8 protein-coding genes and 1 pseudogene are annotated in these 12700 nt (G+C 72.0%); 1 reads left to right on the forward strand and 8 read right to left on the reverse strand.

Annotation, left to right across the window (positions count from 1 at the left end; translation table 11 throughout):
* Nucleotides 1–39: 39 nt before the first annotated feature.
* The 4 genes and pseudogenes from I6J71_RS33625 to I6J71_RS33640 form a co-directional block, all read right to left on the reverse strand.
* Nucleotides 40–2206: pseudogene (locus I6J71_RS33625) on the reverse strand (SulP family inorganic anion transporter).
* A gap of 149 nt (nt 2207–2355) precedes the next feature.
* A complete protein-coding gene (locus I6J71_RS33630; RefSeq protein WP_204090526.1) occupies nt 2356–4614 on the reverse strand; it encodes a bifunctional SulP family inorganic anion transporter/carbonic anhydrase in 2259 nt (752 codons plus the stop codon).
* Between the two features lie 218 nt (nt 4615–4832).
* Nucleotides 4833–6053, reverse strand: coding sequence for an adenosylmethionine--8-amino-7-oxononanoate transaminase (locus tag I6J71_RS33635; RefSeq protein WP_239155510.1), 1221 nt, complete (start codon nt 6051–6053; stop codon nt 4833–4835).
* A gap of 108 nt (nt 6054–6161) precedes the next feature.
* The gene (locus I6J71_RS33640) at nt 6162–7355 is read right to left on the reverse strand and encodes a cytochrome P450 (RefSeq protein ID WP_204090528.1); all 1194 of its coding nucleotides are present in this window, start codon (nt 7353–7355) and stop codon (nt 6162–6164) included.
* A gap of 126 nt (nt 7356–7481) precedes the next feature.
* Here I6J71_RS33640 and I6J71_RS33645 point away from each other — a divergent pair, with 126 nt between their 5' ends.
* Complete coding sequence (locus tag I6J71_RS33645; protein WP_204090529.1) at nt 7482–8114, forward strand: uridine kinase; 633 nt, start codon at nt 7482–7484, stop codon at nt 8112–8114.
* Here the strand turns inward: I6J71_RS33645 and I6J71_RS33650 are convergent, their stop codons facing one another.
* The 4 genes from I6J71_RS33650 to I6J71_RS33665 all read right to left on the reverse strand — a co-directional run bounded on the left by I6J71_RS33650 (nt 8115) and on the right by I6J71_RS33665 (nt 12649).
* Nucleotides 8115–9272 carry a glycosyltransferase family 4 protein gene (locus I6J71_RS33650; protein WP_204090530.1) on the reverse strand — a complete coding sequence of 386 codons (1158 nt, stop codon included), beginning with the start codon at nt 9270–9272 and terminating at the stop codon, nt 8115–8117.
* A 126-nt stretch (nt 9273–9398) separates the two neighbouring features.
* Nucleotides 9399–10460, reverse strand: a complete 1062-nt coding sequence (locus I6J71_RS33655; RefSeq protein ID WP_204090531.1) for a C40 family peptidase — start codon at nt 10458–10460, stop codon at nt 9399–9401.
* 427 nt (nt 10461–10887) lie between these two features.
* On the reverse strand, nt 10888–11175 hold the full coding sequence (locus I6J71_RS33660) for a hypothetical protein (RefSeq protein WP_370542008.1): 288 nt from the start codon (nt 11173–11175) through the stop codon (nt 10888–10890).
* An 85-nt stretch (nt 11176–11260) separates the two neighbouring features.
* A complete protein-coding gene (locus I6J71_RS33665) occupies nt 11261–12649 on the reverse strand; it encodes an NYN domain-containing protein (protein WP_204090532.1) in 1389 nt (462 codons plus the stop codon).
* Nucleotides 12650–12700 lie beyond the last annotated feature (51 nt).

Raw genomic sequence — 12700 nt, forward strand, 5'->3', positions numbered from 1 at the left:
TAGTCACCCCGACCGGGGGCGCACCACGTCCGGGTGGGATCACCCACGATGCGGGGCCACCGGGTTGCCCGCCGCGACGAACGCGTCCACCGCCGGATCGGACAGGTGGACCTGCGCCGCGCCGACGTCGAAGTACAGGCCGGTCAGCAGCAGCTCCCCCGGGCTTCGGCCGCCGCGACCAGCGGGTATGCCCGCAGGTGGTCGAGTTGCTGCAGCACGTTGTGCAGGGCCAGCCGATTGGCTTCACGCGCTGGGAGCTCACCGCCGAGCGGCACCGGACCCTGGCGCCGCAGGCTCGGCTCGGCGTGCCGCAGCCAGCCCGCCAGCGCCGTCCCGGCCGGCGGGCCGTCGGCGAGCGCGCCCATCGCCCCGCACGACGAGTGACCGCACACCACGATCTCGCGCACGCGCAGCACACCCACCGCGTACTCGACCGCCGCGTTCGTCGACGGATCGGCCTGGTCCAGCGGTACGAGGTTGCCGATGTCGCGCACGGTGAACAGGTCGCCGGGGCCGGAGTGATGAGGTTGGGCACGATCCGCGAATCGCCGCAGGTGATGAACAGAGTGTGGGGGCGCTGGCCGTCGGCGAGCCCGCTCAGTGTCTCCTTCAGCAGCGGTGCGGCCCGGCGCTGGAACTCCGTGGCGCCGCGGTGGGTGCGCCGGCCGGGCAGGCGGGCATCGGCGGCCTGCCAGACCGACCACGGCGCGAGCCAGCGCGGCACGGCGCGGACGGCCGCCGCGCGCCGTAGCGTCGGCGTGCCCCGCTTGCCCTGACCGAACCACGGGTGGCCGACCTCGTCGACGACCACCGTGCCACCGGCCCGCTCGTGCGCCTGCTGCCAGCTCGAGAGGCTCTCCAAGGCCGCGTGGTCGAGGTAGTCGGCCACGAACTCGAGCGTCACCGCCGAGCCGGCCGGGACGTCGCCGAGCACCTACGTCAGGCGCGGCACGGACAGGAACGTGAGCACGCCCTCGGCCCGACGCTCGACTGCTCGCCGTCGCGCTCGGCGTGCACCCCGGTCCAGACGGCGCGGCGCAGCATGAGCATCACTGCGAGGCCGATCCCGGCGAGGACCCCCGTCAGCAGGTCGAACACGACGACACCGGCGAGCGTGACGAGGTAGAGCGGCAGGTCGCGGTGGCGCAGCACCTGCCTGAGGTGGCCGGGGTTCACGAGCTTCACGCCGACGTGCACCAGCAGTCCGGCGAGGGCGCCGAGCGGGATGTTCTCGATGAGGCCCGTGAATGCCACCACGAACACCAGCACCCACACCCCGTGCAGCGCCGCGGAGACGCGGGTTTCGGCTCCGGCGGCGACGTTGGTGGAGCTGCGCACGATCACCCCCGTCACGGGCAAGCCACCGAGCACGCCGGACACGACGTTGGCCGCGCCCTGGCCCACGAGCTCGCGGTCGAGGTTCGCGCGCGGGCCGGTGTGCAGCTTGTCCACGGCGACGGCCGACAGCAGGCTCTCCACGCTGGCGATGAGCGCGATCGTCACCGCCGCGAGCACGACGTCGGCCCAGCCGTCGCCGGGCAGCTGCGGCGCGAAGCGGATCTGCAGCAGGTCGCCGGGCAGCTCCACCCGCGGCAGCGTCATCCCGGCGACGACGGAGACCACCGTGGCCACCGCGATCGCGTCGAACGGCCCCGGCACCTTGCGGACGGCGGCGGGCAGGCGTGGCCAGACCACGAGCAGCACGATGGTGAGCACCCCGATCACCGTCGCGGCGTCGTGGTGCGCGATGACCTGCGCCGGCAGCTCGGCGATGTTCGCCAGTGCGGCACTCTGCGCTATCCCGCCGAGCACCACGTGCAGCTGGCCCAGCACGATCGTCACACCGATGCCCGCGAGCATCCCGTGCACGATCGCCGGCGAGATCGCCAGCGCCGCCCGCGCGACGCGGCTGAGGCCCAGCAGTACCTGCACTGCGCCGGCGAGCACCGTGATCAGGCACGTGACGGCCCAGCCGAACGTGCTGATCGTCTCGGCCATGATCACGGTCAGCCCGGCCGCGGGCCCGCTGACCTGCAACGCCGAGCCGCCCAGCGCCCCGGCGACCACACCACCCACCACGGCGGCGATCAACCCGGCGGCGATCGGCGCGCCGGATGCCAGCGCGACCCAGCGACAGCGGGAGAGCGACGAGGAAGACCACGAGCGAGGCGGGCACGTCGTGGCGAAGCCCCGCAGTCCGGCTCATGATCACCAGATAACCCGAATGTGGGTCAAATATCCGCTATGTCCAACCTGATGGCATGAATTTTCACGACAGGTTCACCTTCCGGTTGTGCGGTGACCGATCACCGCCAAGCGCCGGTGCAAAGCCGCAACCCCGCACCCTCCTCGCGGTCAGTACACCACCACGCCCGCCGGGACGAAGCCGCGGTGGGCGGCGTCCAGCAGCGACACCTGGGCAGCGCCGACGTCGAAGTACATGCCCGTGAGCCTGAGCTCGCCGCGGGCCAGCGCGGCGGCGACCACCGGGAACGCGCGCAGGTGCTCGAGTTGCTGGACCACGTTGTGCAGGGCCAGCTGGTCGCACTCGGCGGCCGGGAGGTGCCCGTCGAGCAGCAGAGCCGGTTCGCTCGCGCGGCGGCGCAGGGTCGTTTCGCCGTGCCGGAGCCAGTCGCCGAGGCGGTCGAGTCCCTCGGGGGCCCGGCCGAGCAGGGCCTTCATCGCGCCGCAGGACGAGTGGCCGCACACCACGATCTCCGGCACCTTCAGCACGCCCACGGCGTACTCGATCGCCGCGCCCACGGACGAATCACCGGTCGTCGGCACGAGGTTGCCGATGTTGCGCACGGCGAAGAGGTCACCCGGTCCCGAAGTAGTGATCAGGTTCGGCACGATCCGCGAATCGCCGCAGGTGATGAACAGCGTGTGCGGACGCTGGCCGTCCGCGAGGCCACGCAACGTCTCGTGCAGCAGCGGCGCCGTGCGCCGCTGGAACTCCGAGGCACCACGGACGAGCGGCGACGTACCGTCGCCGCCGGGGCGCTGCTCGGGCACCAGCACGTGCTCGGCCTGCCACTGCGACCACGGCGCGAGCCACCGCGGCAGCACGCGCGTCGCCAGGCTGCGCCGCACCGTCGGCTCTCCGGAGCTGCCGCGGCCGTACCAGGGGTGGCCGATCTCGTCGACGGTCACGGTCCCGCCCGCCTTGACGTGGCTCTGCTGCCACCCGCGCAGGCAGTCGAACGCGGCGTGGTCGAGGTAGTCGGCGAGCAGTTCGAGCGTCACGTCGGCGCGCTCGGGCACGCCGGCGAGCACCCTCGTCAGGTGGGGCACCGAGAGGAACGTCAGCGCACCCTCGATGACCACCCGGGTATGCCGCTCACCGACCTCGAGGTGCACGCCGGAGTGCACCATCCGCCGCAGCATGAACGCGAGCGCGAGCAGCACGCCGGCGGCGACGCCGGTCAGCAGGTTCACGAAAACCGCGCCGACGAGAGTCACGGCGTACACCGCGAGGTCGCCGTGGCGCAGCACTTCCTTGAGCACCGCGACGTTCACGAGCTTCGCGCCCACGTAGACGAGCAACCCGGCCAGCGCCGCGAGCGGGATGAATCGCAGCACGCCCGTGAGCAGCAGGCAGAACGCCAGGATCCAGACGGAGTGCAGGATCGCGGACGCGCGGGTCTTCGCGCCCGCCTGGTAGTTGGTCATGCTGCGCACGATCACACCGGTCACGGGCAACCCGCCGAACGCACCGGAGGCGATGTTCCCGGCGCCCTGCCCGATCAGCTCGCGGTCGAGGTCCGTGCGGCGACCGCCGCGCAGCTTGTCCACGGACACCGCGGACAGCAGGCTTTCGAGGCTGGCGATCAGCGCGATCGTGACGGCCGCGAACGCTGCCCCGCCCCAGCCACCCGAGGGCAGCTGCGCCGCGATCCCGAACGACGGCAACGCGGCCGGCAGGTCCACACGCGGCAGCGACATCCCGGCGACGACCGACAGGCCCGTCGCGAGCGTGACGGCGGCCAGCGGTGCGGGCACCTTCCGCACCGGCGCGGGCAGGCGCGGCCACACCAGCAGGATCGCGACGGTCAGCACGCCGATCAGCACGGCCTGGTCGTGGTGACCGACGAGCCGGCCGGGCAGCGCCGCGAGGTTCGCGAGTGCGGAGCCCTGGGCACGGCCGCCGAGCACCACGTGCAGCTGGCCGAGCACGATCGTCACGCCGATGCCGGCCAGCAGGCCGTGGACGATCGCGGGCGAGATGGCCAGCGCGGCGCGGGCGAAGCGGCACAGCCCGAGCAGGATCTGAACCAAACCGGCGCCGACGGTGATCGCGCACGTGACCGGCCAGCCGTAGGTGGTGATGGCGTCGGCGAGGACCACGGTCAGCGCGGCGGACGGTCCGCTGACCTGGAGGGCCGATCCGCCGAGGAGGCTCGCGACCAGGCCGCCGACGACGGCGGAGACGAGGCCCGCGAGCAGCGGCGCGCCGACAGCGAGCGCGACGCCGAGGGAAAGCGGTACGGCCACGAGGAAGACGACCAGCGAGGCCGGCAGGTCGTGGCGCAGAAGGGTCTGGAGGGACTGGGTGGCGCGAACTCGGCGGGACGGGGGTCCCGTGTCGTGCTCTCCGCGAACGATCTCGATCATGGGGCCAGGAAAGCGGAAAATGATCGAAATGTCCGCTACGCGAATAACGCTCACATCATCTGGTGAACCGGAGAATTAGAACAATCGATCATTTTCACGCAAACCGGTCTAATCTCGACGGTCCGTCCCAGCCCTGACCGGTGACTTCGGACCACTTCCCGTCACCGGCAGTGAACGCTCCCTGTTTCATGAGCCCCGTCACACCCGATAGGGTGAATTCACGCTTTTTCGGCCGCCGCGAGCATCGCAGTGGTGATCACGGCCAGGTCGGCGTCGTCCGTGACGTACGGCGGCATCGCGTACACGAGGTCGCGGAACGGCCGCAACCACGCGCCCTCGGCCGTCACGACGTCGGTGGCCACGCCCAGGTCCACCTCGTGGTCGAGCTGCAGCACGCCGATCGCGCCCAGGACCCGGACGTCGCGCACGCGCGGCAGGTCCCACGCCGGCGCCAGACCACGCCGCAGCCCCGCCTCGAGGCGGGCGACGTCGGCGCGCCAGCGACCTTCGGCGAGCAGGCCGAGCGACGCGTTCGCGACGGCGGAGGCGAGCGGGTTGCCCATGAACGTCGGTCCGTGTGCCAGGACGGGCAGGTCGCCGTGCGAGATGCCGTCGGCGATCTCGGGTGTGCACAGCGCCGCGGCCATCGTGAGGTAACCGCCGGTGAGCGCCTTGCCGAGGCACAGCACGTCGGGCGTCACCCCGGCGTGCTCGGCCGCGAAAATCCGCCCGGTGCGGCCGAAGCCGGTCGCGATCTCGTCGAACACCAGCAGCACGTCGTGCTCACGCGTCAGCTCGCGCAGCGCCCGCAGGTAACCGGGGTGGTGGAAGCGCATGCCGCCGGCGCCCTGCACCACGGGTTCCACGACCACCGCGGCCAGCTCGGGCGCGTGCCGCTCCAGCGCCCCCGCCAGTGTGCCCACATAGGACTGGTCGACCGGCTCGCCGAACCCGCTCGGCGGCTGTGGCACGAACACCTGCTCCGGCAGGACCCCGCGCCACAGCGAATGCATGCCACCGTCGGGGTCGCAGATGCTCATCGGCGTGAACGTGTCGCCGTGGTAGCCGCCGCGCCACGTCAGCAGCCGCCGCTTGCGCGGCAACCCGCGCGAACGCTGGTACTGCAAGCACATCTTCACCGCGACCTCGACCGACACCGAACCGGAGTCACACAGGAACACGTGCTCGAGCCCCTCGGGGGTCAAGTCCACCAACGACTTCGCCAGCGTCACGGCCGGTTCGTGCGTGAGACCGCCGAACATCACGTGGCTCATCCGCCCGGCCTGCTCGGTGAGGGCGGCGTCGAGCACCGGGTGCCGGTACCCGTGCACCGCCGCCCACCACGACGACATGCCGTCGACGAGCTCGCGGCCGTCGGCGAGCTTCAGCCGCACCCCGCTCGCCTCGGCCACGACCAGCGGCGCCACCCGGCCCGGCATGGGCGCGTACGGGTGCCACACGTGCGCGGCATCGAGGGCGAGCAGGTCGTCGGCGCTGGTCTCCACGAGCCGACCTTACGTCGGGCGCAGCATGGGCCGCTCAACCCCTCAGGCGAGCACGACCGGCAGCTTCTGCAGTCCGTGGACGAGCGTGCTGGTGCGGTAGGTCAGCTCCTCCTCCGGCACGGCGAGCTTCAGGTTCGGGAACCGCGCGAGCAGCCCGTTGAGCGCGACCTCCGCCTCCAGCCGCGCGAGCGGTGCGCCCACGCAGTAGTGGATGCCGTGCCCGAACGCCAGGTGGCCGCCGGCCGCGCGCGTCACGTCCAGGTCCGCCGGGTCGGGGAAGCGCTGCTCGTCGCGGTTGGCGGCCAGCAGGGACACCTGCACGAACTCGCCGGCGGGGATCGTGTCGTCGCCGATCTCGACGTCCTCGACGGTGTAGCGCAGGGTCGCGATGTTGATGGGCCCGTCGAAGCGCAGGAACTCCTCGACGGCACCGGGCATCAGCGCCGGGTCGGCCGCCAGCTTGGCGCGCTGCTCGGGCGCGCGCAGCAGCGCCAGCGTCGCGTTGCCGATCAGGTTCACGGTGGTCTCGTGGCCCGCGACGAGCAGCAGGAACGCCATCGACACGAGCTCTTCCTCGCTCAGCGAATCGCCCTCGTCGGTGGCGAGCACGAGGCCGGACAGCAGGTCGTCACCCGGTTCGGCGCGCTTCTGCGCGACCAGACCCACGAGGTAGGTGTGCATCGCGATAACCGCGGCCTGGACGTCCTCGATCGCGCCGGCGCCGAGCATCGTGTTGGACCAGCCCGAGAACTCGCCGCGGTCCTCCTCGCGCACGCCGAGCAGCTCGCAGATCACGGTGATCGGCAGCGGCCCCGCGAACGCGGCCATCACGTCGGCCTGCTCCTGCTCGGCCATCGCGTCGAGCAGTTCCGTGGCGATCTCTTCGATCCGCGGCCGCAGCCCGGCGATCGCGCGCGAGGTGAAGGCCTTGTTCACGAGTTTGCGCAGCCGCGTGTGGTCCGGCGGATCGGTGTTGAGCATGTGCGCGCCGAGCAGCTGCCCGAAGTTGCGGTTGATGTTCTCGGGGCCGACCTTCTTCGCCATCAGGTCGTACGCACCTCGGTTGTCCTTGCTCAGCCGCGGATCGCTCAGCAGCGACCGCGCTACTTCGTATCCCGTCACCAGGTACGACGGCGTGCCGCGCGGCATGCGGATCGGGCACACAGCCCCGTGTTGACGCAGGTTGTGCAGCGTTTCGTGCGTGTGCTGCAGGAAGCCTTCGTCGATCACGGGCATTTCTTCGGCAGACGCTGAATCGTCCACTGTCGTTTCGCCCCCAAGGTCTGGCCGGATCCGTCGTACTCCCAAGTATGCCCACGGCCCGGTGTGCTCCGTGTGGCGCGCGCGGCAGGATGGGTTTCCGTGCGCTACCGACCCATTTCCCCTGCCGCCCTGGCCGCCGAGCTGACCGACCGCGTCGCTGCGCTGCCGAACCGCCGCCTCGCGGTCGCGGTGGACGGCGCGGACGCGGCGACGGACACCAGCGGCCTCGCCGACGCCCTCGTCGCCCCGCTGCGACTGCTGGGCCGCGCGACGGTGCGGGTGTCCGCCCGCGGTTTCCTGCGCCCGGCGTCACTGCGGTTCGAGCACGGCAAGCAGAACCCCGACGCGAGGTACACCGACTGGCTCGATCTGGGCGGGCTGCGTCGCGAAGTCCTCGACCCGCTGACCGCCGGCGGCACCGGCGAAGTGCTGCCCGCGCTGTGGGACACGACTCGCGACCGCGCCACGCGGCTGGCCCGGGTGCCCGTGCCGGAAAGCGGTGTGGTGCTCGTCAACGGCGAATTCCTGCTGGGCGCCGGGCTCGCGTTCGACCTCGTGGTGCACCTGTGGCTCTCACCCGCCGCGCTGCACCGCCGGCTGCCGGCCGACGACGCCTGGGCGCTGCCCGCGTACGAGCGCTACGAAGCGGAGGTCGACCCGAGCTCGCTGGCCGACGTCGTCGTGCGCGTCGACGACCCGCGCCACCCGGCGGTGTACGAACCCGAAGGCTGATCAGCGGACGGCGGCCACGGGATCGCCGTCGAGAAGGCCGGCGAGCCGTTCGGCCATCTTGTCCCACCGCCAGTTCTCGGTGACCCACGCGCGGCCCGCCTCGCCCATGCGACGGGCCCGCACGGGGTCGTTCAGGAGGGCTTCGAGGGTGTCACGCAGCTGGGCCACGTCACGGCCGTCGACGACGTGGCCGGTCACCTCGTCGAGCACGGCCTCGGGCGCGCCGCCCGACCGGCCCGCGACAACGGGCAGCCCGGTCGCCGAGGCCTCCAGGTAGACGATGCCGAGGGCCTCGACGTCGAGCCCCTTTCCGCGCGTGCGCGCCGGCATCGCGAAGACATCACCCGCGTTGTAGTGCGCCGGCAGTTCGGCCCACGGCACGGAACCGGTGATCACCACGTGGTCCGCCACGCCCAGTGCGTCGACGAGCTCCGTGAGCCGCTTGCGGTACGGACCACCGCCCACGAGCAGCAGCACCACGTCCGGCACGCGCTTGCGCAGCTCCGGCAACGTGCGGATCAACACGTCCTGACCTTTGCGCGGCACGAGCCGGGAAACACAGACGACCGTCGGGCGGTCACCGAGCCCGAGGCGCGCCCGGATTTCCTCGCGGGCGCCCGAGTCCGGGGTGAACAGCGTGGTGTCCACTCCGGACGGCAGCAGCTCCAACCCGGCCATGGGCCCGAACGCAGCGGCGAACCGGCGGCGCGTGTACTTGCTGACGTAGGTGAGGACGTCGACGGTGTCCCCGATGCGCCGCAAGGCTTGCCGCGACCCGGGCAGCATCGACCAGCCCACCTCGTGTCCGTGCGTCGACGCGACGACGCGGCGCGCGCCGACCTGGCGCAGGGGGTGGCCCAGCAGCGCGAGCGGGGCCGCCGCGCCGAACCAGACGGCTTCGCAGTCGCGCGCCCGCATGATCTGCTTCGCGCGCCGCAGCACGTCCGGCGTCGGCAGCATCAGCGAAGTCGGGTGCCGCACCACCTCGAACGGCGCCGCCGCGTCGAACTCCACGTGCGACCCGGTCCGGCCCTCCCACGACGGGGCGTAGACCACCAGGTCGTCGGCCGGGAGCCGCGTGGCCAGCGAGTTGAGGTAGTTCTGGATCCCCCCTGGCCGCGGCGGGAAGTCGTTGGTCACGAGCAGCGTCCTCAACACGAGGGGAAGGCTACTGTCCGCGCCCCGGCCCGGTTTCCGGCACCACCGGTAGCGAACACCCACCCGCGAAACGCCACCGGGGCGGCACCGCGTGTGCGGTGCCGCCCCGGTGATGCGAAAAGAGCGTCAGCTGACGCGGCGTGCGCCGACGTACTGGCTCTGCAGCGGCGAGATCTTCACGACGTCGCCGGTGGTGGGGGCGTGGACCATCTTCCCGTCACCGATGTACATGCCCACGTGGGAGACCGGGGTGTAGTAGAACACCAGGTCGCCGGGCTGGAGCTGGCTGCGGGCGACCGGGGTGCCGAAGGTCGACTGCTCCCGGCTCGAACGCGGCAGCGAAATGCCGGCCTGGCGATACGCCCACTGCATGAGACCCGAGCAGTCGAACGTGCTCGGACCGGTGGCGCCCCACACGTAGGCGTCACCCAGGCGCGACAGGGCCGCGTCGACGGCGGCTTGCGCCGCGGGGCCGGGCGCCTTGATGTTGGTCGGCGCGTCGCTTCCCTTGTCGCCCTGCAGTGCCCTGTCCAGAGCGGACAGCGACGGCTCGGTGGCCTTGAGCTGCTTGATCTGGTCCTGCAGCGTCTTCTGCTTGGCCTTGATGTCGTCCGTCAGCTTCGCGGCGGCATCACGGGCGTCCGTGGCGCGCTTGGCGGAGTCGGCCGCCAGCTTGGCGGCGTCTTCGGCCTGCTTCACTGCACCGGCCAGCGCGTCGAGCGCGGCGTCCTTTTCGGACGCGATCTGGTCCAGAGCAGAGGAACGCTCGAGGAATTCCTGCGTCGACGTGCCGGCCAGCAGCGCGGAGAGCTTGTTCATCTGGACGCCGCTGAGGAACGACGCGCCGGCGAACTTGTCGACGTCGACCTTGTACTTCTGCTCGTTCTGCTCGGCCTGCGTGGCGAGCTGCTTGGCGTGGTCGGCGTCGGCGTTGGCCTTGTCGAGGTCACCCTGCTTGGCCTTGAGGTCGTCCTGGGCCTTCAGCAGGTCCTCGTTGGCCTTCTCGGCCTGGGACGCGAGGTCGCGGTACTTCTGCAGGGCGCTCGAACCGGAGTCGGGCGGGGTCTGGAGGGCGGGGACGGGAGCTGCGATGGCCGTGGCCGAGGGCTGCGCGACGGTGACCACTGCGATCACCGAGGCTGCCGCGAGGGCACCTGACACCACGCGCTTGACTGGATGCGACTGCACGGTCGCGCGTGTCTCCTTTGCTGTCGGGCCGCCGTCGGAACCCTTGCGACGCCGAAGAGGTCGGGGGCCCTCTCCGCCACGTCTCACCACGCGTGTTTTCGGCCGCGATCGACTGCAACAGCGTCACGCGCGCGGTGTGGTTCCGGTCCTGGCTCCCCGACAAAGCCGTTCCGGCGGCGATCTCGCGTCGCCGCCTTGCCGACGGCTGCTGGCCGCGAGATCTCGGACAGGTTACGAAAAGACCGCCACGGCGTCCACCGGGCCCGGCGCAAAAACTCTGCGTAGTCCGGTGAAACACCATCGGACCAGCGAGGGAGGCAGAGTGTGACGGCCGTCATACTCTCTGGTGTCAGAATGAAGTGAAATTGCTACCGACCGTTCACCGGGTCGGATCGACCACTTATCGCCCCGTTATCAACCACAAGTGTCATGCGGGCTTACGTTCGGGCTCCGCTACCAGGCGCAGCCGGGGCACCATCCCCGCCTCGGCGAGCGCGTCGACGGCTCGCCGTTCGTCCGCGTCCCACGCGAGGGTGACCGGCGGGCCGAGCAGCACACTCACCACGCAGTCGTGGCACGCGAACCCGCGCACGGCGCAGCGGTCGCAGTCGACCACCAGCGTGTCGAGTTCGGCCGGGTCGACTCCGCTCAGGTCGGCTTCGGCGGGTTCCGGGGCTGCGGCCCGGCCGGGCGGGTGGCCGGCGGTGTCACTCATGGGAGGCTCCTCACGTCGTCGTGCTCCTGCTGCGCACGGTAGGAGCCACCACCGACAAGATCCGGCACGCCGGCGGCCGTGCCGATCAGACGCGACCCAATCGGCTGACGAGCACCGCCGACGGCGCGGAGTGCGCGCCCGCCGCGCGCACCGAATCCGCGACCGCGCGGTCGGAGGTCGCCACGACCATCGGCCGCCCCTTCGGCTCGGCGGCCACCAGCGAGCGGATCACGTCGTCGGCCAGCACGCCGCGGTCGGAGAACAGCACGCGCACGCCCCGTGGCACCGAAGCCGGTACGGACAACACGCCAGCACCGTCGAACACGACCGTGACCTCGGCGGAAGTGCGGGCCGCGAGGGCCGAAAGCTGGTGCACGAGCCGGTCGCGCTGGTCGGCCAGCGCGAGCTCGGGGTACCCGGTCTTGGTGACGTTGTAGCCGTCGACGATGAGGTGCACGCCGGGCAGGGCGAGGTAGCGATCGAGCGCGACCACGTCCTGGACGCGCCCGCCCGGGCCGAGCCCCGACGTGGCGCCGCGCACCATGTCGGCGGGCCGCGCACCGCGGTCGCCCAGAGCCAGCTCGCGGCGCAGGCCGCCCACGGCGCCTTCGATCGTGTCGACGAGCAGCGCCAGGCGTACCTCATCGGCTTCCCGGGCCTCACGAGCCGACTGACGGGCGATCTCGGCGTCGGCGACCGCCCGCTCCGCCCGGGTGCGCTCGGCCGCGACGCGGCGACGCTCGCGGTCGAGTTGCGCGGTGAGCGCTTCGACCTCCTCGGCCTTCGCGGCGCCCCCGCGCGCCACCTCCGCCCGCGCCTCGTCGGCGGCGTCCCTGGCCTGGCGCAGCTGCACGCCCTGCTCGCGCAGCCGGCGCAACAGCTTCTCCACCTCGGCCTCGCGTTCACCGCGCGCGGCTTCCACGGCGCCGCGCACGCTTTCGAGCTCGGCCCGCACTTCGGCGAGCTCGGCTTCGAGCTTCTGGTTGCGGGCCAGCGCGGCGTCGCGTTCGGCCCGCAGCGCCGTCTCCTCGGCGTTCTTGGCCACGAGCCGCACGCGCCCGGCCGCACCGGATTCGCCGAGCAGCACGGCGGCGGCCGCGGCGGACACGGAATCGGCGGCGTTGGGGTCGAGGGCGTCGGTGCGGTGCTCACGCAGCCACTCGATCACGGCCGTGCGGAACTGGGCCGAATCCCCGAGCGAGGCCAGCAGGGCGGTGCCGCCGAGCTTCGCGCGCTTGGCGGGTGCGAACTTCGCGACGGGCCGCAGCTGCCGCGGCACGTCGGCGGCGGGCAGCTTCGCGACGGCGGCCGCCGCCAGCTCGGCGATGCGCTCGCGCACTGCGTCGGGCAGCGAGACCCACGATGCGGGTTCGGGCGCCGCGGCGTCGGCGCCGGCTTCGTCAGCCCGCGCCGGCACGGCCGAGGGGCCGACGGCCTCCTCGGGTTCAGCCGGGTCCACGGGCTGGGGGTGCATTGGTCCAGGGTAGGCCCCGGGGCCGGATCGCGCGCCGTTGGTCGCCCGACG

It is taken from the genome of Amycolatopsis sp. FDAARGOS 1241, from assembly GCF_016889705.1.
Taxonomy (GTDB): domain Bacteria; phylum Actinomycetota; class Actinomycetes; order Mycobacteriales; family Pseudonocardiaceae; genus Amycolatopsis.

Coding starts and splice junctions, on each gene's coding strand:
- I6J71_RS33660 (WP_370542008.1), bottom strand. CDS start 11,175: ATGAGTGACACCGCCGGCCACCCGCCCGGCCGGGCCGCAGCCCCGGAA.
- I6J71_RS33635 (WP_239155510.1), bottom strand. CDS start 6,053: ATGCCGGGCCGGGTGGCGCCGCTGGTCGTGGCCGAGGCGAGCGGGGTG.
- I6J71_RS33640 (WP_204090528.1), bottom strand. CDS start 7,355: ATGCCCGTGATCGACGAAGGCTTCCTGCAGCACACGCACGAAACGCTG.
- I6J71_RS33665 (WP_204090532.1), bottom strand. CDS start 12,649: ATGCACCCCCAGCCCGTGGACCCGGCTGAACCCGAGGAGGCCGTCGGC.
- I6J71_RS33630 (WP_204090526.1), bottom strand. CDS start 4,614: ATGATCGAGATCGTTCGCGGAGAGCACGACACGGGACCCCCGTCCCGC.